This is a genomic window from Bacillus sp. Brlt_9 (genome assembly GCF_051948935.1).
Taxonomy (GTDB): Bacteria; Bacillota; Bacilli; order Bacillales; family Bacillaceae_G; genus Bacillus_A.
This window is the reverse complement of sequence record NZ_JAYJLO010000007.1, coordinates 125,245-148,942: the sequence shown is the minus strand read 5'-3', so window position 1 is coordinate 148,942 and position 23,698 is coordinate 125,245. Positions and strand designations below refer to the sequence as shown.

Annotated in this window: 25 protein-coding genes; 5 read left to right on the top strand and 20 right to left on the bottom strand. The window is 37.6% G+C overall.

The window, feature by feature from the left end; translation table 11 throughout:
* Positions 1-105 precede the first annotated feature (105 nt).
* From VF726_RS23975 to VF726_RS23935, 9 genes are all read right to left on the bottom strand, one after another.
* The gene (locus VF726_RS23975) at positions 106-537 is read right to left on the bottom strand and encodes a DUF4362 domain-containing protein (RefSeq protein WP_440172748.1); all 432 of its coding nucleotides are present in this window, start codon (positions 535-537) and stop codon (positions 106-108) included.
* Between the two features lie 45 nt (positions 538-582).
* The gene (locus tag VF726_RS23970; protein ID WP_440172746.1) at positions 583-1,203 is read right to left on the bottom strand and encodes a hypothetical protein; all 621 of its coding nucleotides are present in this window, start codon (positions 1,201-1,203) and stop codon (positions 583-585) included.
* The gene (locus tag VF726_RS23965) at positions 1,200-1,961 is read right to left on the bottom strand and encodes a MerR family transcriptional regulator (protein ID WP_440172744.1); all 762 of its coding nucleotides are present in this window, start codon (positions 1,959-1,961) and stop codon (positions 1,200-1,202) included. The genes VF726_RS23970 and VF726_RS23965 overlap by 4 nt, the downstream gene beginning before the upstream one ends.
* 100 nt (positions 1,962-2,061) lie before the next feature.
* On the bottom strand, positions 2,062-2,289 hold the full coding sequence (locus tag VF726_RS23960) for a hypothetical protein (protein ID WP_440172742.1): 228 nt from the start codon (positions 2,287-2,289) through the stop codon (positions 2,062-2,064).
* A 196-nt stretch (positions 2,290-2,485) separates the two neighbouring features.
* Positions 2,486-2,851, bottom strand: a complete 366-nt coding sequence (locus VF726_RS23955) for an ATPase (RefSeq protein ID WP_440172740.1) — start codon at positions 2,849-2,851, stop codon at positions 2,486-2,488.
* On the bottom strand, positions 2,848-3,069 hold the full coding sequence (locus VF726_RS23950) for a hypothetical protein (RefSeq protein WP_001150203.1): 222 nt from the start codon (positions 3,067-3,069) through the stop codon (positions 2,848-2,850). The genes VF726_RS23955 and VF726_RS23950 overlap by 4 nt, the downstream gene beginning before the upstream one ends.
* Before the next feature lie 18 nt (positions 3,070-3,087).
* The gene (locus VF726_RS23945) at positions 3,088-3,477 is read right to left on the bottom strand and encodes a hypothetical protein (protein ID WP_440172738.1); all 390 of its coding nucleotides are present in this window, start codon (positions 3,475-3,477) and stop codon (positions 3,088-3,090) included.
* 11 nt (positions 3,478-3,488) lie between these two features.
* Complete coding sequence (locus tag VF726_RS23940) at positions 3,489-3,686, bottom strand: helix-turn-helix transcriptional regulator (protein ID WP_440172736.1); 198 nt, start codon at positions 3,684-3,686, stop codon at positions 3,489-3,491.
* A 397-nt stretch (positions 3,687-4,083) separates the two neighbouring features.
* Positions 4,084-5,106, bottom strand: coding sequence for a YeiH family protein (locus tag VF726_RS23935; protein WP_440172734.1), 1,023 nt, complete (start codon positions 5,104-5,106; stop codon positions 4,084-4,086).
* A gap of 152 nt (positions 5,107-5,258) precedes the next feature.
* On the opposite strand from VF726_RS23935, the gene VF726_RS23930 reads away from it, so the two are divergent.
* The 4 genes from VF726_RS23930 (at position 5,259) to abc-f (ending at position 9,024) form a co-directional block, all read left to right on the top strand.
* Complete coding sequence (locus tag VF726_RS23930) at positions 5,259-6,152, top strand: LysR family transcriptional regulator (RefSeq protein ID WP_440172732.1); 894 nt, start codon at positions 5,259-5,261, stop codon at positions 6,150-6,152.
* A gap of 51 nt (positions 6,153-6,203) precedes the next feature.
* On the top strand, positions 6,204-6,572 hold the full coding sequence (locus VF726_RS23925) for a MerR family transcriptional regulator (RefSeq protein WP_427230009.1): 369 nt from the start codon (positions 6,204-6,206) through the stop codon (positions 6,570-6,572).
* A gap of 4 nt (positions 6,573-6,576) precedes the next feature.
* Positions 6,577-7,122 carry a flavodoxin family protein gene (locus VF726_RS23920; RefSeq protein ID WP_440172729.1) on the top strand — a complete coding sequence of 182 codons (546 nt, stop codon included), beginning with the start codon at positions 6,577-6,579 and terminating at the stop codon, positions 7,120-7,122.
* A 267-nt stretch (positions 7,123-7,389) separates the two neighbouring features.
* Complete coding sequence (gene abc-f / locus VF726_RS23915) at positions 7,390-9,024, top strand: ribosomal protection-like ABC-F family protein (RefSeq protein WP_440172727.1); 1,635 nt, start codon at positions 7,390-7,392, stop codon at positions 9,022-9,024.
* 112 nt (positions 9,025-9,136) lie between these two features.
* Here the strand turns inward: abc-f and VF726_RS23910 are convergent, their stop codons facing one another.
* The 4 genes from VF726_RS23910 to VF726_RS23895 all read right to left on the bottom strand — a co-directional run bounded on the left by VF726_RS23910 (position 9,137) and on the right by VF726_RS23895 (position 13,116).
* The gene (locus tag VF726_RS23910; protein WP_000637527.1) at positions 9,137-9,448 is read right to left on the bottom strand and encodes a YbjQ family protein; all 312 of its coding nucleotides are present in this window, start codon (positions 9,446-9,448) and stop codon (positions 9,137-9,139) included.
* Positions 9,449-9,513: 65 nt separating this feature from the next.
* A complete protein-coding gene (locus VF726_RS23905; RefSeq protein ID WP_440172725.1) occupies positions 9,514-11,229 on the bottom strand; it encodes an ABC transporter ATP-binding protein in 1,716 nt (571 codons plus the stop codon).
* A 210-nt stretch (positions 11,230-11,439) separates the two neighbouring features.
* Positions 11,440-12,333 carry an alpha/beta hydrolase gene (locus VF726_RS23900; RefSeq protein ID WP_440172723.1) on the bottom strand — a complete coding sequence of 298 codons (894 nt, stop codon included), beginning with the start codon at positions 12,331-12,333 and terminating at the stop codon, positions 11,440-11,442.
* Between the two features lie 27 nt (positions 12,334-12,360).
* Positions 12,361-13,116, bottom strand: coding sequence for an arylamine N-acetyltransferase family protein (locus VF726_RS23895; RefSeq protein ID WP_440172721.1), 756 nt, complete (start codon positions 13,114-13,116; stop codon positions 12,361-12,363).
* A gap of 149 nt (positions 13,117-13,265) precedes the next feature.
* On the opposite strand from VF726_RS23895, the gene VF726_RS23890 reads away from it, so the two are divergent.
* Positions 13,266-14,147 (top strand): LysR family transcriptional regulator, encoded by an 882-nt coding sequence (locus VF726_RS23890; protein WP_440172719.1) that lies wholly within the window; start codon positions 13,266-13,268, stop codon positions 14,145-14,147.
* Positions 14,148-14,207: 60 nt separating this feature from the next.
* Here VF726_RS23890 and VF726_RS23885 read toward each other — a convergent pair whose 3' ends face one another.
* The 7 genes from VF726_RS23885 to secA all read right to left on the bottom strand — a co-directional run bounded on the left by VF726_RS23885 (position 14,208) and on the right by secA (position 23,457).
* The gene (locus VF726_RS23885) at positions 14,208-15,410 is read right to left on the bottom strand and encodes a PDZ domain-containing protein (protein ID WP_440172717.1); all 1,203 of its coding nucleotides are present in this window, start codon (positions 15,408-15,410) and stop codon (positions 14,208-14,210) included.
* Between the two features lie 91 nt (positions 15,411-15,501).
* The gene (locus VF726_RS23880) at positions 15,502-16,938 is read right to left on the bottom strand and encodes a S41 family peptidase (protein ID WP_440172715.1); all 1,437 of its coding nucleotides are present in this window, start codon (positions 16,936-16,938) and stop codon (positions 15,502-15,504) included.
* A gap of 118 nt (positions 16,939-17,056) precedes the next feature.
* Positions 17,057-17,950, bottom strand: a complete 894-nt coding sequence (gene ftsX / locus VF726_RS23875) for a permease-like cell division protein FtsX (protein ID WP_440172713.1) — start codon at positions 17,948-17,950, stop codon at positions 17,057-17,059.
* Positions 17,940-18,626 carry a cell division ATP-binding protein FtsE gene (gene ftsE / locus VF726_RS23870; protein ID WP_000594323.1) on the bottom strand — a complete coding sequence of 229 codons (687 nt, stop codon included), beginning with the start codon at positions 18,624-18,626 and terminating at the stop codon, positions 17,940-17,942. The genes ftsX and ftsE overlap by 11 nt, the downstream gene beginning before the upstream one ends.
* Before the next feature lie 311 nt (positions 18,627-18,937).
* Complete coding sequence (gene cccB, locus VF726_RS23865; protein ID WP_087959294.1) at positions 18,938-19,261, bottom strand: cytochrome c551; 324 nt, start codon at positions 19,259-19,261, stop codon at positions 18,938-18,940.
* Positions 19,262-19,706: 445 nt separating this feature from the next.
* A protein-coding gene (prfB, locus tag VF726_RS23860) for a peptide chain release factor 2 (protein WP_097840497.1) occupies positions 19,707-20,805 on the bottom strand; the annotation gives its coding sequence in 2 pieces (ribosomal slippage) (positions 19,707-20,732 and positions 20,734-20,805; 1,098 coding nt in all).
* A gap of 144 nt (positions 20,806-20,949) precedes the next feature.
* Entirely contained in the window at positions 20,950-23,457 is a 2,508-nt protein-coding gene (gene secA / locus VF726_RS23855; protein ID WP_440172710.1) for a preprotein translocase subunit SecA, read from the bottom strand.
* Positions 23,458-23,698 lie beyond the last annotated feature (241 nt).

Here is a 23,698-nt window from a genome sequence, read left to right as displayed (position 1 = left end):
GAATGCCCACAAAAAACCTAAAAAAACGAACAGATATTCGGTAAAGTTTTCGACAATATATACATAGAAAAAGGAAGGAGTCAAAACTTCCTTCCTCTACTAACTCTATTCTTTAGGTACATATAATAAATCATATCCATTGCGCCCATTTTCATTCGCACAGTCTATTAACCTATAAGCCATTTGTGATTCACGCTGCTCTTTAACAATCCTTTTACAGCTATCTTCATCTATACCTGTATGATTACCAGCAAATCGATCTTGCCTATTATCTAACATATGAATTATATCTGTCCCACTATACTCTAACGTTTGAAAAACCAGATCACCTTCATGTGTATAATGTACAATTCTTATTTTATCAACTTCCCCTTGGTCCACATTCAAAACGAACTTTTCGAATTTATCTAGATTGGAAATTTCTGCTCTCTTTACAATGACATCATTCTTCTTATCAATTGTAGTGTTAGGTTGAGAGCATGCTACTAAGCTAAAGAGAAATAGACATATAAAACCGCTTCTTTTTCCTATTGTCATCCTCTCCTATAAAAATTATTTGTATACCATAAAAGCTACTTCCCTCTAAGAAAGTAGCTTCTCTTTTCCTTTCCCCTTCTTCGGAAAAAGAACATATGAAAATGAAATAACTGTATCCACTAAAAATATAATCGCCCAAACTTGACTAACACGACTAGCCGCCTTATTTAAAATGATTCCTGACTCTAACCAATTGCTCCACTGTTCAAATGGAATAAACCCATACGCGAAGAAAAAGAAAATATGCACAACAACGAATAAAACAAGATGTAATACCCAATTTTTTATTTCCTGCTTCGCATAGGCCATACCTGTTAGTTCTATCTGTTCTTCGATAATAGGTGCTGGTTCATTCCTCCATTTCGCAACTTGCTTTTGCGCAAATATATCAAGCTTCTTCAAATCCTTTTTCCCGTAGAAAACTGCATACAATAAAATAATTACCGTAATGATTTGAAAGTTAGAGAACTTTCCTGTTTGATAATAGTCCACTACCCCTAAGGTTAAAATAAACACTTCATTTACGAGGAGTACAATCCCCATAATAAAGCTCGCCTTCTTCAAACGGAATCCGTAACGGAGTAAAAAGAAACCGATAGCTGATAACCAAAATACAATCTCTGCCCCAATTAAAAAATACCAACGATATTCTGCAAGTATACTCATTTACCCTTCTCCTTTTCATCATATATACGAAAAGCTTCATCCATATATAATAAAAGCTCTTCTTCAATTGGATACATACTCATTTTCTGTGAATCTTCCTTCGATTTTCTAACTTCCCATAACTTATCTAAAAATGCTTCATCACCATTGGCCATTTCTAAACACTTCTGCATTAATCGTTTTGTTGCCCCTTGTACCTCATCACTCCTGGCTTCTTTACCTTCTTTCATAAAAGTACGTAATTGCTTTAATAAATCTACCCACTCTAAAACATTCGGATCTTCTTCACTCATATTTGGCAAATTATGAAGCAATTGTTGTTCTTCCTTTGAAAACACTTCATTTTGAAATATTTCACGTATACGAGAAGACTGTTTTGAAAGCTGAATCAGTTCAAACATAACTTTCCAATCAAGTTCTCCCTCTACATCTACCGAATAAACAACAGCTTGTAAAACACGCTCCATTCGATTAAACTTCTTTTGTTCTTCCTGTACAAACCGAAGTTGTTTTTCAAGCGAATCCTTTAAATTAAGCTCACCTTTTACTAACATATTCGCAGACTCTTTTAATGAAAATCCCATTTCCTTTAAAAATAAAATTTGTTGCAGCCGTATTACGTCAGCTTCACTATATAAACGATGCCCGCCTTCTGTTTTCCCGCTCGGCTTTAATAAATCTATTTGATCATAATAACGTAATGTACGTACTGTTACCCCTGTTTCTTTCGTCAATTGTTGTATTGAAATCACTACCATCACCTCTTCCCTTTCATTATAAAAGATGACGTTACGTAACTTTCAAGTGTTTTGTAAAAAAAATACAAAAAGCTGTTTATACAAAATGTATAAACAGCTTTTATGGAAATAGTCCCTTTTGTACAGCGCGCCCACAAAATAAAATAAGTGCTCCAACAACAACACTCGTTGCTGTTTTATGATAATGAGCTGAAACTAATAAATAATAAGATAAACCTACAGTACCAAGCATAATACAAATACTCGGTACTGGATTACGAGAGACGTTCTGCATTCCCCAAAACAAAGCAAAAATAGCCGTAGCGACACATAATACCGGTAATCCCATCCCAGTTCCCCTTTTTCTATCTATTCCTTGTTGCTAACACACTCGTCGATGCCATACTTATTAATAAAGTGAAACTTTAATCAGTGGGGGTTTTCTTCATCCCCCACTGATTATTAGTTGAACCAATCGGACTTTTATGGGCAGTTGATCCCCCCACCTAAATTCTTTGCTTTCGCTGAATTTTGAGGTGGGGGTCTTACTGCCCATTAAAGTCGGATAAACCAAAAATAGCAATATATAATAACTCATTTACATGTACTACTTGCCTATCTAAATACTTGTTTACACAAAGATACAGAATGAACAATAGCACGAAGCTTGTCATACTAATTGTAAAATATGACTTCATCTTGTTCGCAACTCGCTCATCAATCGACGGTACTCCCTCTTCTTTCAAACGCTTCTGTTCTCTATATTCCGCAATACCATATAGAATGACTAGCGCTACATTCGATATGAAGATTGTTCCCCATGAAATATGTAACACCATTAAGCTCACATTTAAAACAAGCCCCGCTAAAAATAAACTTCCTATGAATCGTATAACCTCTTGCTTACTCATACATGATCAGCCTCTTTTTGATTTCTATACTTCCACTTCGGCCAATAGTTTACAAGAAAATACACCCACTGTCCTAGTACAAATAAAACAAACGGCATACCAGCATTTCCATCAACTATTAAGTTATATAAACTCCATACCGCTAAACTAATCGTAAAAAATAACCCTACATATTTAAACGCTTTATCCGACTGGAATCTCTCAAACTCATCTTGCAATTTTCATTCCTCCTATCGCTATGCTCGTTTCCCTACCATGACTCCTATAATGAGACTCCCCGCAAATAAGGAACTACATATCATAAATATTTCTTGCACTGGTATAACAGCTCTGCCTATTGCTTTACTCGCAACAATATAAACAATAAGCAATAGAAACGCGAATACAAGTGAGACATTTACATATTTTTTTATATTTTCATTTACTCGCTCATCTATATCTGGAAGTTCTTCTTTTTTGTACTTACGCTTTTTGTAATACGTATACACTAGTAAAAATACAATTGCTAAAACGTTACTCACTACGAGCGATAAAATTGGTATAGCCGGATTCATAATATGAACTACAATGTCTCCTAAAAACAATCCAAAAGTCGCACCAATCAATAACTTTTTAGTATCGTTCATTTTTTCTCCCCTTACTCTAGCGTAAAGATTTCCTCTACCTTCACCCCAAAATATTTAGCGATTTTTAAGGATAACTCTAAACTCGGGTTATAATGATGGTTTTCAATCGCCACAATTGTCTGCCGCGTCACCTTCATCGCCTTTGCCATTTCAACTTGTGTTATATGATTTTGCTTTCTTAACTCTTTTATTTTATTTTTCACACCCATAGGCTCCACCTTCGAAAGTAAAGATATCTTTACTTTAATTATAAATATTTTCCAGTTACAAGTAAAGATATCTTTACAAATTTTAGAAAAACATTTCACTACGCACCTTCTCTAACAAAGTACAGGCGTAATTCAATTTATCCCGCTTTAACGGGCAGTAAGACCCCCACCTCAAAATTCAGCGAAAGCAAAGAATTTAGGTAGGGGGGATCAACTGCCCATAAAAGTCCGATTGGTTCAACTAATAATCAGTGGGGGATGAAGAAAATCCCCACTGATTAAAGTTTCACTTTATATCAGCGATTTTTTTAATATATCGACTTACCGACATCCGTAGCCCTATAATCATAAGAAAAAGCTGTTCCCAAATACCTCTGGGAACAGCTTCTCCGCCCTACTACATAAATCCTAACGCATATACAAGAACGTATCCAAGAATAGAAAGGCACACCGAACCAATTAGCCCTGCCACGAACGCTTTGCTTCCTAACTTACGGAACGTTTTAAATTCTACATTTAAACCAAGCCCTGCCATCGCCATTGCGATAAGCATGTAAGCAATGACAACAATGTATCCCGCAACAACTTCTGGGATAATACCGAGCGAATGCACTGCACTCATCGCTAAAAATCCGAAGATGAACCACGGAATCGGAAGGTCACGCCACGATCTTTTTTCCTCGCTACCTTCGCTCTTACCAAACCATAACCCAATTAAAATTGCTACTGGCACAAGCATTGCAACGCGCGTTAACTTCACGATAACTGCGATGTCTACAGCCGTACTTCCTCCTGGCGCCGCAGCTGCGATGACATGAGCGATCTCATGCAACGTCGCACCTGAGAATACACCGTAACCGTACGGTGAGAAGCCAAGCACTGGATATAATAGCGTATAAATAAGTGTAAATATTGTACCTAAAATGGCAATAATCGCTGCACCGACTGCCGTTTCATCATCTTTTGCTTTCACTTGCGGTGCAATTGCCACGACCGCAGCCGCGCCGCAAATTGCCGTCCCGCACGCTGTTAAAATTCCAAGTTTCTTTTCTACCTTAAATACTTTCGTTAGTCCATATACTACGAAAATCGTAAATGTAATAACAACCGCTGCGATGACTAATACTTTCGGCCCCGCCTTCGCAATATCAACAAGATTTAATCGCATTCCAAGTAAGATGATCCCGAAGCGAAGCAACTTCTTACTCGCAAAGTTCGTTCCAGCTATCGCTTCTTGCGGAACTCCAATTGCCGCACGCCAAACCATCCCAATTAGAATAGCAATTACTAATTGTCCCATAATATTTAAAAATGGAAGCTCTGCTAAATATTTCGCAGCAATTGCGATTAATAGTGTAATCCCAATTCCTTGTGAAAATCCAAAGCCCTTCTTCTTTTGTATAATAAGTGTTTGTTCCACTTTGAACCACTCCAATAATCGTATTGGAACATGCATGTTCTTTCTACTTACATTATAAGAGAGTTTCTATAATAAGTTTAATATCAATACCAAATCTCTATCATCAGAAATACTTATGATAAGATGATAGAAAAACGAAAGGAGTCCATTATATGAACGTAGACATTTTAAAAATTTTCGTTACTGTCGTGGAACAGAAACACTTCTCCCGTGCAGCAGAGTTATTAAACCTTTCACAGCCTGGCGTAAGTATGCACATTCGCAACTTAGAAAATGAATTTGGAACTACACTCATTCAGCGCTCCCCGAAGCACGTTCAAGTGACAGAGGCTGGAAACATTTTATATATACACGCAAAGCAAATGCTCTCTCTTTACGAAGATGCTAAACAAGAAATTAACGAACTACATAACGTTGTAACAGGAACGCTTCGCATCGGTGCTAGTTTTACAATTGGTGAATACTTACTTCCAAAAATACTGGCTAACTATGCGAATGAAAATCCACACGTCGAAGTTCATACTTTTATCTCAAATACAGAAGACGTTTTGCAAAGCCTTCGCTCTAATCAAATTGATATCGGCTTAGTAGAAGGACAAGTCATATACGCCGACGTTGACGTTGAAACATTTATGCAAGATGAAATGAAGCTCGTCGTTCCGCCAAATCATCCACTGCTCCGCATAAAAGAAATCAATGAAAACACACTCCAAGATCAAGTATGGGTATTAAGAGAAAGCGGCTCTGGTACACGTGCTTATAGTGATCGTTTTATTCATCAACACCATTTAAAAATGAAGCGATTCTTTACATTTAGCAGTATTCAAAGCGTGAAGGAAGCAGTTAGTGCCGGGCTTGGCATCGCTATCCTTTCTGATTGGACTGTACGGAAAGAGCTACTGGCAAAAGATCTATTCCACGTCGAAGTTCCAAATGAACAACTCATCCGTCCATTCTCCATCGTGCGCGGCAAATATTTTATTCCGTCTAAAGCTATTCAAGTATTTTTAAATCATGTAGATTCTTTTGCGAAAAAACAGAGTTGACCTTCACATTAGTGTGAAGGTTTACAATACAGGTAAAAGGAGTGAAACGCATTGCGAATCGGGGAGTTATCAAAAGAAACTGGCGTTAGCGAAAGATCACTAAGACATTACGAAGAAAAGGGATTACTCCCTTCTAAGCGGCTCACAAATGGCTACCGTGATTTTGATGAAAGTGCTATTGAAAAAGTAGAACTTATTCAAATGTACTTACAAATTGGCTTAAATTTAGAAGAGACTGCAAGAATGCTACGCTGCCTCGAAATCGAGCCGCACCTGTACGAAAATCCTTGCAGCAGTATCCTTGCACTTTATGAAGATAAACTCAATGAAGTAACAAAGCAAATCTCATTACTTTCTAGCATTCAAACGAATTTGCAAAAACACGTTTCACTCCTAAAACAAGCAAAAGAAAAGGGATGATTACATGTTTGTTATACACGGCAGTTCAAGACAAAACGGAAATACAGAAGCTTTAACACATATGATGATAGAGGGCATTGAAACAGAACAAATTTACTTGCGAGACCATACAGTTCATCCTATTACAGACCAACGTCATGATACAGAAGGATTCCAACCTGTAAATGATGACTACGAGCAGTTAACGAAACGCATGTTAGAGCATGACACGATTATCTTTGCCTCACCATTATACTGGTACGGAATGAGCGGACATATGAAAAACTTCGTTGATCGCTGGTCACAAAGCTTACGCGATACATCACTTCATTTCAAAGAGAAAATGAAAGGTAAAAAAATGTACGTTGTCATCGTTGGCGGAGATAATCCAAAACTGAAAGCATTACCGCTTATCACTCAGTTTCAATACATCTTTGATTTTGTTGGTTCGTCATTTGAAGGGTATATTATTGGGGATGCGAATGGACTGGATGAAATTAAAAACGATGCTGAGGCGCTAGCAAAAGCACAATTGTATAATGATAAATTCAAAAATCATAAACAGAAATAAGTTTGACAAACTCTTTTGTATGCGCATACAATAAAAGTAATATTATGAAAGGAAGGTACTTTGACCAATGAAGTTCTAATTCTCTTATTTATTTCATCCATCACAAATAGTGAACAAAAAATGATGAAAACTAGCAGGGGATTAGTCTGTCCATTTGTCGATACTTTCTTTCGAAACGATCATGTAAAAAAATCGTTTATTTATGTACGGTTTTTTACATGTAAGGGCGACGTTTATCCTCTCTAGTGAAACTAGGGAGGTTTTTTTATGACTATTTTATTCGCACGTAATATTGAAAAGAGCTTTGGTGATCGCACACTATTTACGGTACAATCACTGGAAATACAAGCACATGACCGTATAGGAATTGTCGGAGTCAACGGAGCTGGTAAATCTACGTTATTACAAATATTAAGTAAAGAAATAGAAGCCGACAAAGGCATAGTAACTCATCATAGTTCTATCAGCATCATTCCTCAGCTTAGTGAGGAACTACCGGAAACCGCTTCTTCTCTCTCAAAAGGAAAATGGAGTATTTCAAACGTTACAGGTGCAATGAGCGGTGGTGAACGAATGCGCCTAAAGATTGCCCACGCTCTCGAACAAGATGCAGGTATTTTATTCGCTGATGAACCAACAAGCCACTTAGATATGGTCGGTACAGAGCAATTAGAAAAGGCACTTTTATCTTATAGAGGGGCACTTGTTTTAATATCGCATGACCGTGAATTTCTAGATAATATATGTACAAAAATCATTGAAATTGAAAACGGTACGATTCAAGAGTATAAAGGGAATTATTCACACTATCGAAAACAAAAAGAACGTGAACGAATACAAAAACAAGCAGAATATGAGCAATATGTACAAGAAAAAAACCGTTTAGAGCAGTCCATTTTACAAAGAAAGCAACGTGCTTCTAACATGACAAAAATCCCGACACGGTTCAGCTCATCTGAATCTAAACTGTATAAATTAAGTGGGGCTCACGGCCAAGAACAGGTTAGCAAAGCAGCAAAGGCACTGGAAACACGTCTTGAAAAACTAGAAAAGAAAGAAAAACCAAAGGATTTTTCTCTGGCTCAGTTTGACGTGCAATACCATACACCCATTCATAGTAAAGTGGCCGTACAGTTCAATAAAGCAACAAAGAAAATAGGTGACCGTACACTATTTAAAAGTATGAATGGAACTATTGCTCCTGGTGCAAAGCTTGCTGTTTTAGGTGCAAATGGAAGTGGAAAAACAACTTTGTTCAACATGCTTCTCGCAAAAGAGCGTGGTATGCAGCTATCGAAAAGTTGTAAAATTGGATACTTCGAACAAACACTGTCAATTTTAAAAACAGATAAAACCATTTTAGAAAACGTTCTAGAGGAAACAAATTACACTGAATCGTTCGTTCGAACAATACTTGCACGGCTCCTATTCCGCCGTGAAGACGTTCATAAGCCTGTGCACGTTCTAAGCGGTGGTGAACGAATGAAGGTTGCACTCGCAAAAGTATTTTTAGGAAACTATAATATGCTTCTGCTCGATGAACCGACAAACTATTTAGACTTAGCAACGCAAGAGGAATTAGAACTTATGTTACGAGAATATCCAGGCACAATACTTTTCATTAGCCATGACCGTGCCTTTATTCGCTCTGTTGCCGACCATATTCTACAAGTAGATGAGAGTGAACCAAGAGTATTCCACGGTAATTACGAGCAATACACAAAAAGAACAACCGGGGATTCTGTCAATGTTACTGAACAAGAATTATTACGATTACAAACAAAATTAACGGAAATCATCGGCCGAATTTCCATGCCAAATCATCACGATAACATCCCATCTCTCAACCAAGAATACGAAACATTATTAGTTCAAATCCGGAAATGTAAAGAAGCGCTCTAATGTCTTCCCTATATATCGACGGGAGCTTCCACATTTCCCAAGAAATATCGAGGCTTCGACATAGCACAGCATGAATAAAAGTAAAAGCCGTGCATCAGCACGGCTTTTCACCTTATATACGGACAGCAGTCCCGCTCACCGCAACCATTAGCATCCCTTCGCGAACGACTTCGTAGTCCACATCAATACCAACAATTGCATTCGCATTTTTTTGTCTTGCGAGAGTTTTCATCTCTTCCATTGCGATATCTCGCGCTTCTTTTAATTTACTTTCATAAGCGCCAGAACGACCACCGACTACATCACGGACAGAAGCGAAAAGGTCACGAACGATATTCGCACCCATAATCGCTTCTCCATTCACGATATCGACATACTCAATAATTTCTTTTCCTTGAATTGTAGACGTTGTTGTTACAATCATACTTTATAGCCTCCCATATGAGATTTTTACCTACTTATGGTGCACTAATTCAGTACAAATTATATTTACGAACTAAACTGCGCTTCGTATAACCTGCTGTATCCTCCGCCTTGCTCAATTAATTCCTCATGCGAACCTTGTTCTGCAATACCATCTTTATTTACAACGACGATACGATCTGCATTTTTAATCGTTGCAAGTCTGTGAGCGATAACTAGCGTTGTGCGGCCGACAGCTAGTTCAGCAAGTGATTTTTGAATCGCTAGTTCCGTCTCTGTATCTAATGCAGAAGTCGCTTCATCTAATATTAAAATTGGCGGGTTTTTCAAGAACATACGAGCAATCGCTAGACGCTGCTTTTGTCCACCAGAAAGTTTCACGCCGCGCTCACCAATAACAGTATCTAAACCGTCTGGTTGTGAGTAAATTAAGTCTTCTAACTGCGCACGTTTTACTGCCTGCCAAATTTCAGCTTCTGACGCCTTTAAATTTCCGTAAGCGATATTTTCACGAATCGTTCCAGAGAATAAGAACACGTCTTGCTGCACAATTCCAATCTGCTTACGAAGTGAAGATAGCGTCATATCTTTCGTATCAATACCATCAATTTGAATCGATCCAGAAGATTGCTCATAAAAACGTGGGAGTAAACTACATAACGTTGTTTTCCCTGCTCCTGATGGCCCAACGAATGCAACTGTTTCGCCTGCATGTATTTTCAAGCTAATGTCATTTAAAATCGGTTCTTTATTTTCATATCCGAACGTAATGTTGCTATATTGAATATCACCGTGTACATGTTTAACTTCTATCGCATCTTTAGAGTCTACAATATCTGGCTCTGTTTCAAGAAGCTCTACATATCTCTTAAAGCCAGCGATCCCTTTCGGATAGCTTTCGATTACCGCATTAATTTTTTCAATTGGGCGGAAGAAAATATTCGTTAATAGAACGAATCCGATAAATCCACCGTACGTTAATTCACCTTGCAGAACAAACCATGTACCGCATATTAAGACGAAGAGCGTTACGAGACGCATAAGCATATAACTAATCGAAGAATTTAACGCCATAATTTTATACGCCATTAATTTCGTTGTACGGAAACGAGCGTTGTTCACAGCGAACTGGTCTTTCTCAAACTTTTCATTTCCGAATGCTTGTACAACACGGATACCACCGACGTTGTTCTCAATACATGCATTGAAATCAGCAACATCTGAGAACAAACGTCTAAATGTACCTGTCATTTTTTTATTGAAGTAAAGCGCTAACCATAATAAGAATGGAATAACGAAGAACGTTAATAGCGCTAACTTCCAGTTGATCATCATCATAAATGAGAACGCCCCAACTAACGTCATAACAGCGATAAATAAATCTTCTGGCCCGTGGTGAGCAATTTCTCCAATTTCCATTAAATCGTTCGTAAGACGTGAAATTAAATGACCGGTTTTATTATTATCAAAAAATCTGAATGATAGCTTTTGAATATGATCAAATAATTTCTGCCTCATATCTGTTTCAATGTTAACCCCTAGCATATGCCCCCAGTATGTAACGACATATTGCAGGCCTGCGTTTAACATATACACTGCAAATAAACCGAAACACGCCCATAAAATAAGCGTCCAGTTTTGCCCTGGCAATAACTTATCGATAAATTGGTTTACGATAAGCGGGAAGCCAAGTTCTAGTAATCCTGCGATCACTGCGCAAGAAAAATCGAGTATAAATAAACCTTTGTACGGTTTATAGTACGAAAAAAATTTACGTAGCATATTTCCCCTCCATTTTCCAAAATTTAAAAGACTCCCTAAATGATAACCATTATCAAATAATTATTCAAGTTATCCGTCTATGAAACTACAAAAATAAATAAATTCGAAAAAGCCCAACTCCCCATTTATATCAATGAGAAATTAGGCTTCATTTCTATATGTTACATATCGTATTCAAACAAAGGTGCTCTACTAGTGGAGATGCCCCTTCTATTTCCCCATGAATACACCCTTTAAATAATTCGAAACTTGTAATCGTGCTTGGAGACCTTTATCCATAATACCCGCCATCCAGAAGAAACCATGGACCATCCCTTCGTAGCACTTATATTCTACAGGAATCCCAGCTACCTCTAAACGTTTCGCATATGCAGCACCATCGTCTCTTAGCGGATCATATTCCGCTGTAATAATAAGCGCTGGTGGCAAATTCTCTAACTCATTATTCACTGAAGGTGATGCAAATGTATTGTATCTGTCAATTTCGTCACGTAAATACATTTGCGTTGCCCAGAAAACTCCTTCAGTTGTAAGTAAATAACCTTCACCATTATCTCGATATGATTGTGCTTTGAAAGTTAAAGTAAGATCAACTACAGGATAAACTAATACTTGAGCCACCAATGAAAGGTTGTTAAATTTTTGCGCCATAATCGCAACTGCTGCTGCAATATTTCCACCAGCACTATCTCCACCAATTGCGATTCTTGTTTTATCCGCATTAAGCATAGAACTATTTTCAGCTACCCATTTAGTCGCTTCATAACAATCTTCTAATGGAACAGGGAATTTATGTGTAGGAGCTAGGCGATACTCTACCGCAACAACTATACATTCCGCATCATGCGCCATATTTTGGCATAAAGTATCTACAGCCTGAATATCTCCTGCTACCCATCCACCACCATGTAAATATACAAAAACAGGTAATGATTCCTTTTCATTCGGCGTATAAACTCGAAGTTTAATTTCACCGTCCTTCACAGGAATATGGAAATCTTCCACCTTAAACACAGCTTTTACTTCTCCGTGCTCTTCTCCTGTAAGTGTATTCAAATTCCCACCTTGCGCAAGAAACGATTGAACTTGTAAATCTAAAGTCATACATGAACCCTCCCTAAAGTTTTCTCATTATATTTGGATTTGAAAATAACGACGAACCGTTTCCTCAACCTCATGTTTTTCTAGTTTTTCTTTTATTTTCTCTTTTCCGTTAACGATAATCAGCATATCTCCTAGCAAAGTAATACGCCCATTTTCTGTCACTCTTGAAAGGAAATACATTTTGTTGAACATCGAATCTGGAGCTGTTTCAGTTAAAACACAAATGGGATGAATATTCTCTAGGTTCCATTTATGAGAAGGCTGTTCAAAGCGATATAAAATTTCCCACTTATCATCAGTCTTTTTTTGTAAATAATAAAATGATGTTGTCTCGTCTTTATTTACTCTGTAAAGACCATCACTATCCACAACTTCTTCTCCATTCAGTGGGACAGGGATTCGTGGGGAATTACCGCCCATACCTACATCCACCAAATACTCTTTATTATTAATTGGTACGATTATGAATAAATGAGCATTTTCAAGAGCCCACATTCCTTCTCTTACATATACAGTTCCTGCCATAAGATACGGATCAAATCCTAATTCTTTTAGCAGAAAATAAAATATTCCGTTTAACTCGTAGCACACGCCACCCTGCTTCGAATGAACAATTTTTTGATATAAATCTTCTTCACGCAAAGACAGAGGTTTTCTTGCAAGAATATCAAGATTCTCAAAGTGAACTTTGAGTACATGTTGCTTTTGAAGATGAGATAAGTAAGAGAAACTTACCTCTCTTTTTTCAGATTGAATATGCTCTAAATATTTTTGAATATCCAAAATCATCCACCTCATTTTTTATCTATATATAAATTCTTATAATATTTCCTTTCACACTCATATTATAAAATTGATTATTGATAAACAAAAATATAAAATCACTATCATATTGATAACTTTGAGTATATAAGAGAAGGTGGACATAATTTATGGAATTGCTGCAGCTCAAGTATTTTAAGACAGTCGCTCGGACGGAACATATAACAAAAGCGGCACAAGAACTGCATATCTCTCAACCAGCTTTAAGTGTTACTATCGCTCGATTAGAAGAAGAATTAGGAGTTCCCTTATTTGACCGAATCGGGCGCCAAATTCGCCTAAATGCTTTCGGAAAAGCTTTTCTCAAACAAGTGGATACGGCCCTTGATGCGCTGGAAACTGGCAAGCGACAAGTTACAGATATGGCTGGATTAGAACGAGGAAGTGTTTTAGTAGCTACTACAACTTTAAATCGGGTCTCTGAATTGCTAGCACCTTTTCTAGCCCTATATCCACACATTAACTTCCGCATAACGCAAGCATCTACAGAAGAATTAAAAATTCAGCTTCTTGAAAAAGGCGAAATCGACTTTTGTCTCACACCTTCACCTATTGATCGACTCGGAATCTATAGTCTTCCATTAATGACCGAAGAGATCGTACTAGCTATCCCAAGTACACATCGACTCAAAGATCGCGACCGTATCAAGCTGAGTGAAGTAGCAAACGATCCTTTTATCTCCCTAAAACCAGGATATAGCTTCCGGGAGATTACAGACAATTTCTGCAGACAAGCAGGGTTTACACCTAACATTGTATGTGAAGGAGATGAACCTGCAGCAATAAGCGGCTTAGTACGTACTGGACTTGGCGTTGCTTTTTTACCAATCGCAGCAAAAAAGGAATTACCACCGCTAACGCTTCTACGTATTGAAGAGCCTGTTTGCCAATGGACGCCTCATTTAGTGTGGAATGAAAAACACTACTTATCGCTTGCTGCACAGACGTTTCGTGAGTTTGTTGTGCGACATTACGCTCAAGTAAAACCGTAAATCAAAAAAGAAGAGGCTGTATAACATTGTAGTTATACAGCCTCTTCTTTCATTTTATTGTTACATAGCTTCCGAATCCCACTCATGCTCCTGCTGAACAAACACAATACCTAATTCGTGATGTCCTCCGGCGTATAATGCCGTTTGAGCGAGGCGAAGCTCTCCATTTGTATCTAATACTTCTAATTTACAAAATGCTCCTGTCGTCTTCGTTTGAAGCGCATCATAAAATTCTTCAGCACTTCTTGGAATGACTCCATTTACTTTCGTAATAATTTCTCCAGGTAGTAAATTCAGCTCTGCCCCAATTGTATTCGGGATTGTATCTAATACAACGAGTCCATCATTACGTGCAGCGAAGTACGCTGGTCTTGTTTCATCCGCGATTTTCTCTTGCATAGAAATTGTGAAACGTCCAAGCATTGCGGCTCCCATCGCGATAATTGCAAGTACGTGCCACCAATAACTTGCGATTCCTAAAACTAGCACAATTCCTGCTAATCCGTATACACGTCTTCCTGTAAATAATAAAGCTTCCGTCGGTTCATAACTTCTAATCCTTCTCATAAATCCAATTAAAAATGGAACGAGGAATAGAGAATATGTATCTGAACCGATTGAAACGACAGGCCACCATGAAATAAACTGCGTTACCGCGTCACCTGGTACAAGAATAAAAATAGGAACGATCCATAAACGCTTTGATTCGTGTAAACCAACCTTTAACCCCCGCTTACCCTTTCTCATCTTCGGCGTCGAATATCCTACTGCATTTTTAGAAATCAATAAGCCCTCTACAACGAGCATGACGCCTAGCAAAATAGCAAGAGATACAATCGTACTCTCTTCACCTTCTCCAAGCTGTAAGAAGGAAACTGGTAGCTTAGAAGATAATAGAACACATACAATTGCGATACTAAACGTATAAGCCGCTGATAAATATCGATACATAGCAGTTAATCCAAATAGAAGCGTCCAAAGTAAGATGACCCATAAACTCGCTTTGGAAACAACAAGTCCAAAGCCAATTGTAATAATAGATACGATTAATCCGTATTTAACTCCCGCAAATAAGGATGTTCGCAGTTCAAACAAAATATCATAAACTTTAAAGGAAAAGTCCTTTCTTTCTCGTAACATACGCAAGTATCCGACGAAGATACTACTTATTAAAAATACATAGACAGCAGGGTGTAAGAAAAAACGTCCAACCGCCCGCATTATTTCAAAAATCCATGCCTCCACGAACCCATTCACCACCATTTATATCATTCTTTCTTTTTATATTATCATAACTGGACAAACGTTTGTTTAACACAAAAAAATACAGGCAGAAAACTGCCTGTATTTCTTTTTATTTCGCTATTAATTTTAATGCTGACTGTAATTGTAGATCATTTTCTCCAGAACGGATTTTTTCAATAATTTTCGTTTGAATCGCTTCAGCTGTCTTTTTATCAAGCTGTCCTGTCGCATCCATTTTATTCGCATTTTGGAATGCTTTCAGCGCTGATTCTGTCTCTTTACTAAAGTATCCATCTTCACGTCCTGTTACATATCCTAAACTCTTAAGCATTTCTTGCGCGTGTTTTACTTGTACATCATTTGAATTGTATGAAAGTGTCTTTTCAATTTGAATTGGTGTTGCATGATAATAATCTGGTTGCTTCACTTCTACTGTTGGCGCGATTCCTTTTTTATGAATCCAGTTTCCATCCGGCGTTAACCATTTAAACATCGTTAATTTGATGTTGCTGCCATCTTTAAATGGAACGGCTTGCTGAACAGTTCCTTTACCAAACGTTTTTTCACCAACTAAATCATATCCTTCTCCCTCTTTTAGCGCACCCGCTAAAATCTCTGAAGCAGAAGCACTTCCGTTATCAATTAATACTGAAATTGGATATGGCTTTCTTTGTTTCAGTTCCGTAGAGAACTTCTTCTTCTCACCATTTCGCTCTTCTACTTGTAGCATCGGCTTTTTATCCGTCATAATTTCCCCTAGTATCTCTTCTACACTATTTAAGTAGCCACCAGGATTACCACGTACGTCAATAACTAAGCCTTTTATGTTTTTCTTCTCTAACTCTTTTAACTGATCCTTAAATTCTTTCGCTGTATTTTCAGCAAAGGAAGTGATTTGCATATAACCGATATCTTTTCCGCTCTCTTGTTTCACAGAGCTAAACACTGTGAAAATCGGAATTTTTTCACGTTTAATTTTAAACACAATCGGATCAGCTACTCCTGCACGCTTAATTTCAATCGCAACAGTCGTTCCTTTTTTACCACGAATCTTTAATACTGCTTCTTCACGTGATAAATCTTTCACACTATTTCCATCTACAGATAAAATTTGGTCATTCGGTTTAATTCCAATCTTTTCTGCCGGTGAGCCTTTAATTGGAGATACGATAATAAGCTTACCGTCCGTCTTGTTCACCTCAGCCCCAATCCCCTCTAGCTCGGGATCGAGTGATTCACTAAACTGTTTAGCCGTTTCTTTATCCATATACGTGGAATAAGGGTCCTTCAGCGTAGACAACATTCCTTGTATTGCACCTTCGACTAATTTTTCATCCTTCACGTCTTCCACATAACGTGAATCAATTAGTGCATACGCCTCATTAATTTTTGCCAAATTCCCTTGCGCAGTGCTAGCGTTTCCACTCGAAATTGTTTGCGTTACTTCTGATGGGTTAACCCCAAATAAAGACATACCTGCAAACATTCCGCCAGCACCAATTAAAAATGCAACAACCATTCCAATAATTGCAACTCTACGTTTCAATGCGGAATTCCCCTTTCCAAAACACACAGGTGGTGTAGCAAAAGGCATCACACAGTGTGTGATGCCTTTACCTATTTCTACTATATGATAAGCTTGTACGAATTATGTTTGCAACTTTTTATACTTTTAAGAAGCGACGAATTGACATTACACTTCCCCACATACCGATTAAAGCCCCGATTAACACTAGTAAACCAGCTAATTGGAATACAAATGGGCTGTATGGTAGAAGTTCGAAAATTGTTCCGCCAAGTTTTTCGTTAAACACACTTTGTAGTGAATTATACGTGACTAGAATCAAGCCAATTGGAATAATTGATCCTAATACTCCTAAGAATAATCCCTCTAATAAGAACGGCCAACGAATAAACCAGTTTGTCGCACCTACAAGTTTCATAATTTCGATTTCTGTACTACGAGCATAAATCGTAATTTTAATTGTATTAGAGATTAAGAACATTGCTGTGAATAAAAGACCAGCAATTAACACAATCCCGATGTTACGACCAGTTTTTACAGTATCAAATAATCGTTCAACTTGCCCTTTTCCGTACTGAACATTACTTACAAACTGCATTTTTTCAATCTTTTTCGCGATTGCCGCTGTATCTGTTGGTTCTTTTGCTTTTACAACGAATACGTTTTTAAGTGGGTTATCTTGTTCAAATAACTCAAACGTTTTTCCGCTATCGCCTAAGCTTTTAATTAAACGTTTTAACTCTTCTTCTTTAGAAGAATAGTTAATAGATTCTACTTTTGCAATCTTACTCATATCATCTTCTAATTTCTTTTGATCAGCTTCTTTTGCTGCTGGATCAATGTGTACACGAATCTCTACATCCTGCTCTACTTTCGTTGCAAAATGGTTCATATTCATAATCGCTGTTAAGAAGACACCTACAAGTAATAATGTAACTGTTACTGCACTAACAGAAGCAAACGTCATCCATCCGTTACGTGATAGATTCTTTACACCTTCTCGCAAATGTCGACTAAGGGTCTTAGCCTTCATATCCGTATCCTCCCTCAATCTCATCTCGAACAATTTTTCCGCCTTCAATCGCGATTACACGATGACGGATTGTATTTACGATATCTGCGTTATGTGTCGCCATAACGATCGTTGTACCACGCTCATTAATGCGCGTGAAAATCTTCATAATATCAAGAGCTGTTTCAATATCTAAGTTACCTGTTGGCTCATCGGCAATTACAACCTTTGGTCTATTAACAATTGCTCTCGCAATCGCAACACGTTGCTGCTCTCCGCCTGAAAGTTCGCTTGGAAGTGCATCTGCACGATCTTCAAGACCTACAAGACCTAAAACTTCTGTTACACGCTCAAGAATTGCTTCTTTTTCTTCTTCAATTACCTCTAAGGCAAACGCAACATTCTCATATACCGTTAACTTAGGTAACAATTTAAAATCTTGGAAAATTACGCCTAATTGACGACGGAAATATGGAACATCTCTTTCTGCTAATGTTTCGATAACAAGTCCATTTACATTAATTGATCCTGTAGATGGCTTCTCTTCACGATACATCATTTTAATAAATGTAGATTTCCCGGCTCCACTCGGTCCAACTACGTATACAAACTCACCTTGTTTAATGTTAACTGTGAGACCAGCAATGGCTTTCATACCATTCGGGTACTCCTTATAAACATTCGTCATTTTTATCATTATTTATCACCCAATACTTAATGATTTTTTTCGAAATACTTTTCTGTACATCTGAAAATAAAAACTTTATTCTCACTTAACCACTCTTGTTGAAGGTAGTCTACTTACAATTTTTTTATAAGTAATACTACTATGTAATATATTTCAGCAAAATTCTACAAACCCCATTGTAACATCAAACGGTTTCCAGTTCGGATACATTTTTGTTACAGTTATGTTACACACCAAAAAAAGGAAACGAGTTGTCATAGTTCTTACCAAAAATCCTTTTTGGATAAGACTCTATAATCAACTCGTCCATTTCACCTTTTTTATTTATGGTCAGCTAACCACTCAGCTACTTTTTTCGCATCCTCACCTTGAATAATTCCTGGTGACATAGAACCGCGACCTTTTTCAATAATCTTTTCGATCTCTGCTGCATCATACTTCTGTCCTACTTTTCGTAAATCCGGTCCAGTTGCTCCTGATAAATCTTTCGCGTGACAGCCTATACAACTTTTTTGATAAATTTGCTCTGCGCTATCTGTGCTTGCAGATTGTTTTGAAGGCTTACTCTCTTCTTTATTTCCACATGCTCCTAAAGCAAAAACGACTGATGTCCCTAGCGCAATAGCCAACAATTTCTTTTTCACTTCTATCGCTCCCCATTGTTGATATTCTTTTCATTCCTAACACACACTCATTTTCATTATAAGCATTATCTTTATATAGAAAAACTAAGGTATATTTCATATTCTTCAAAAATACAGCGAAAACCCTAATAATATAAAGCTTTTATAAGTTGTTTCAATTCTGTGAACAACATAAAAACTTCTATAAAGTATCCTTTTTGAACGGGAAATTAAAAAAGTTCTGTATAAAGTCTTACTCTATTGCCGCTCTGTTTTACTATTCTCTACTTTTTACAAAACAATATACAACATTGTATGCTACATATAATCCCATCAAAAAGAGAAGTTGTCGTTTCCAACTTCTCTTCCTCTGTACTTCATCTATATAGATAAAATAACACTCTTTATATCCTCTATATCCTCAACATGTGCCAACAATTTTGTTGGCTTTTTTTCACTTAGTTTATTAGATGCGAGAACGTAAGTAAGCATCGATAAATGGATCAATTTCTCCATCCATTACCGCCTGCACGTTACCAACCTCTGTGTTTGTACGGTGGTCTTTCACAAGAGAATACGGGTGGAATACGTAAGAACGAATTTGGCTACCCCATCCGATTTCTTTTTGCTCACCGCGAATTTCATCTAACTCCGCTTGTTGCTCTTCTAATTTCTTTTGATATAATTTCGCTTTTAACATCTTCATCGCATGCTCACGGTTTTTAATTTGTGAACGCTCTGATTGACATGTTACAACTGTGTTTGTCGGTGTATGTGTAATACGAACTGCTGAGTCTGTCGTATTAATATGCTGTCCACCTGCACCACTTGCACGGTACGTATCAATTTTTAAGTCTTCTGAACGTATTTCGATTTCAACTTCATCATTGAACTCAGGAACAACTTCACAAGATACAAACGATGTATGACGGCGACCTGAAGAATCGAATGGTGAAATACGCACTAGACGATGTACACCTTTCTCTGCCTTTAAATAACCATAAGCGTTATGACCTTTAATTAATAAAGTAACACTCTTAATACCAGCTTCATCACCTGGTAAATAGTCAACCGTTTCTACTTTAAATCCACGTTTTTCAGCCCAACGTGTGTACATACGTAATAACATAGAACCCCAGTCTTGTGACTCTGTTCCACCAGCACCTGGGTGTAGTTCTAAAATCGCGTTATTTTTATCATAAGGATCGCTTAGTAGTAACTGAAGTTCATACTCATTCATTTCTTGAATTAAGCCTTTTACTTCTGATTCAAGCTCCTCATGTAAATCTTCATCATACTCTTCTTTTAAAAGCTCATGCGTGATTTCTAAATTTTCGAATGTCTCATCTAACTGACGGAACTTTCCAACCATATCTTTCAGTGCATTCGCTTCGTTAATTACAGCTTGCGCGCCTTGTTGGTCATCCCAAAATCCTGCGCCCATCATTTTCTCTTCTAATTCTGCAATTTGTTTCTCCTTAGTAGGAAGGTCAAAGAGACCCCCTAAAAGCCGCTAATCTCTTAGCCATTTTTTCTAATTCCTGTCTAATTTCTACTAATTCCATTTCCTTCACCTCTATGTAATTGCTGTTACTTTCTTATGAAAACAAGGGAAACTCTCTCCACTTATGACGGAGAGAGTTTAATCCTTCTTAATTATACATTTTTGATGTAAAAGTTTGCAAAGTAGCCTAGGCTACCGCCCTATATTACTTCCCAATACCACAGCAGTTTTTATATTTTTTACCACTACCACATTTACATACATCATTGCGGCCCACTTGGTCACCTTTTACAACTGGCTTTTTCTTCGCTTCTTCGCCATCGCTAGATGGGTGAACAGCTTCACCTTGAACAACTTCTTGACGCTCTAGGTTTTGTTCAATTTCAGCTTTCATAATGTAACGAGAAATTTCTTCTTCAATAGAAGCAATCATTGATTCGAACATTGCGAATCCTTCCATTTGATACTCACGAAGTGGATCAATTTGACCGTAAGCACGTAAATGAATACCTTCACGAAGGTGATCCATCGCATCAATATGCTCTGTCCATTTCGTATCTACAACACGGAATACAACAACTTTTTCGAACTCACGCATTTGCTCTTCTGGCATAAGCTTTTCTTTGTCGTTGTAACGCTCTATTAATTTCGCGATAATTGGCTCGCTCATTTCCTCTGGAACAAGGCGACGTAATTCTTCTTCTTTTACATCTCCTTCTTGCAGAAGGTTTGTATTTAAGTAGTCAACAAGACCTTTAATGTTCCAATCTTCTTCGATTTCCTCTTGTGTATGAAGTGCAACCGCACGCTCTACTGTAGATTTCATCATACCTTCAATAATGCCGCGTAAGTTCTCAGACTCCATTACCTCTTGACGCTGTTTGTAAATAACTTCACGTTGCTGACGAAGTACATCATCGTATTGTAGTAACTGCTTACGTGCATCATAGTTATTTCCTTCTACACGTTTTTGCGCAGACTCTACTGCACGAGAAACCATTTTACTTTCGATTGGCTGAGAATCATCCATACCAAGACGATCCATCATCGCTTTCATATTGTCAGAACCGAAGCGGCGCATTAGTTCATCTTCCATTGATAAGTAGAACTGTGTAACACCAGGGTCTCCTTGACGACCAGCACGACCACGTAACTGATTATCAATACGACGACTTTCGTGACGCTCTGTACCGATAACTGCTAAACCAATGTTTTTAATATCGTCTCCAAGCTTAATATCCGTACCACGACCCGCCATGTTCGTCGCAATCGTTACAGCACCTTTAATACCAGCTTCTGCAATGATATCTGCTTCACGCGCATGGTTTTTCGCATTTAAGATGTTATGACGTACGCCTTTACGCGTTAACATTTTTGAAATAAGCTCTGACGTTTCAATCGCAACTGTACCAACAAGAACAGGTTGTCCTTGTTTATGACGATTTACAATATCCTCAACAACAGCATTAAATTTACCTTCCATTGATTTGAAGATTAAATCAGCACGGTCATCACGAACAATCGGTTTGTTTGTTGGAATTACGATAACGTTCATATTATAAATGTTACGGAATTCCTCTTCCTCTGTTTTCGCTGTACCAGTCATACCAGATAACTTTTCGTACATACGGAAGTAGTTCTGGAATGTAATTGTCGCAAGCGTCATACTTTCATTTTGGATTTCTACGCCTTCTTTTGCCTCGATAGCTTGGTGTAAACCTTCGCTATAACGACGACCTTTCATAAGACGACCAGTAAATTGGTCTACAATTACGATTTCGCCTTCTTGTACAACATAATCTGTATCACGGTGCATAACAACGTGCGCACGAAGTGCCTGATTAATATGGTGAAGAAGTGCTACATGTTTTAAATCGAATAAGTTTTCAATGTGGAAAGCTTTCTCGGCTTTCGTAATACCATCTTCTGTTAACATTACATTTTTCGTCTTCACATCAAATGAGTATTCTTTTTCATTTTCTAACGTACGAACGAATGCATTTGCAAACATGTATAGCTCTGTTGATTTTTGAGCTTGTCCAGAAATAATAAGCGGCGTACGCGCTTCATCGACTAAGATAGAATCGACCTCATCGATAATAGCAAAGTGAAGTGGGCGTTGAACGCACTGCTCTTTATATAAAACCATGTTGTCACGTAAGTAATCGAATCCAAGCTCATTATTTGTGCTATACGTAATATCAGCAGCATAAGCTTCTTGTTTTTCTTCGCGTGACATACTGTTTAAGTTAATTCCTACTGTTAAGCCTAGGAACTCATGAAGTTGTCCCATTTCGCTCGCATCACGTTGTGCTAAGTATTCATTGACTGTAACAACGTGAACACCTTTTCCTGTTAAAGCATTTAAATATACAGGTAATGTAGATGTTAACGTTTTACCTTCACCCGTTTTCATCTCAGAGATATTTCCTTCATGTAAGGCAATACCACCCATTAACTGTACGCCATACGGACGCATTCCAAGAACACGAGTCGCAGCTTCACGAACAACCGCAAAAGCTTCAGGTAGTAGATCATCTACTGTTTCACCTTTTGTTAGACGTTCTTTAAATTCAAGCGTCTTCCCTTTTAATTGTTCATCAGTTAATGGCTTAATAGATGACTCTAATGCATCAATTTGCTCAACTGTCTTCTGCATACGTTTAATTTGGCGTTGATTTACATCAAACACCTTTTTTAAAATACCGATCATAGGAAATACGCTCCTCTTTTTATTAAAATAAAACTTCCGATTGTTTTTTCTTTTTCTCTATTACAATCAGTCGTTATAAAAATCAAATGTATGTTATGCCAATTTTTCTCCTAATTAAAAAAACTAAAATGTATATACCTAATGATAATTGTAACACTTGTCTTATAACTATGACAACAATCGGCCGAATGTCTCGTTCTAAATTAAGAAAACTTTTTGTAGAAATCTATTTTCAGCAAAA

Coding starts and splice junctions, on each gene's coding strand:
- secA (WP_440172710.1), bottom strand. CDS start 23,457: ATGATCGGTATTTTAAAAAAGGTGTTTGATGTAAATCAACGCCAAATT.
- VF726_RS23960 (WP_440172742.1), bottom strand. CDS start 2,289: ATGGGATTACCGGTATTATGTGTCGCTACGGCTATTTTTGCTTTGTTT.
- VF726_RS23905 (WP_440172725.1), bottom strand. CDS start 11,229: ATGCTACGTAAATTTTTTTCGTACTATAAACCGTACAAAGGTTTATTT.
- abc-f (WP_440172727.1), top strand. CDS start 7,390: ATGACTATTTTATTCGCACGTAATATTGAAAAGAGCTTTGGTGATCGC.
- ftsX (WP_440172713.1), bottom strand. CDS start 17,950: ATGAAGGCTAAGACCCTTAGTCGACATTTGCGAGAAGGTGTAAAGAAT.
- VF726_RS23890 (WP_440172719.1), top strand. CDS start 13,266: ATGGAATTGCTGCAGCTCAAGTATTTTAAGACAGTCGCTCGGACGGAA.
- VF726_RS23945 (WP_440172738.1), bottom strand. CDS start 3,477: ATGAACGATACTAAAAAGTTATTGATTGGTGCGACTTTTGGATTGTTT.
- VF726_RS23965 (WP_440172744.1), bottom strand. CDS start 1,961: ATGGTAGTGATTTCAATACAACAATTGACGAAAGAAACAGGGGTAACA.
- VF726_RS23910 (WP_000637527.1), bottom strand. CDS start 9,448: ATGATTGTAACAACAACGTCTACAATTCAAGGAAAAGAAATTATTGAG.
- VF726_RS23920 (WP_440172729.1), top strand. CDS start 6,577: ATGTTTGTTATACACGGCAGTTCAAGACAAAACGGAAATACAGAAGCT.
- VF726_RS23940 (WP_440172736.1), bottom strand. CDS start 3,686: ATGGGTGTGAAAAATAAAATAAAAGAGTTAAGAAAGCAAAATCATATA.
- VF726_RS23975 (WP_440172748.1), bottom strand. CDS start 537: ATGACAATAGGAAAAAGAAGCGGTTTTATATGTCTATTTCTCTTTAGC.
- ftsE (WP_000594323.1), bottom strand. CDS start 18,626: ATGATAAAAATGACGAATGTTTATAAGGAGTACCCGAATGGTATGAAA.
- VF726_RS23885 (WP_440172717.1), bottom strand. CDS start 15,410: ATGGTGGTGAATGGGTTCGTGGAGGCATGGATTTTTGAAATAATGCGG.
- VF726_RS23955 (WP_440172740.1), bottom strand. CDS start 2,851: ATGAGTAAGCAAGAGGTTATACGATTCATAGGAAGTTTATTTTTAGCG.
- VF726_RS23970 (WP_440172746.1), bottom strand. CDS start 1,203: ATGAGTATACTTGCAGAATATCGTTGGTATTTTTTAATTGGGGCAGAG.
- VF726_RS23930 (WP_440172732.1), top strand. CDS start 5,259: ATGAACGTAGACATTTTAAAAATTTTCGTTACTGTCGTGGAACAGAAA.
- VF726_RS23900 (WP_440172723.1), bottom strand. CDS start 12,333: ATGACTTTAGATTTACAAGTTCAATCGTTTCTTGCGCAAGGTGGGAAT.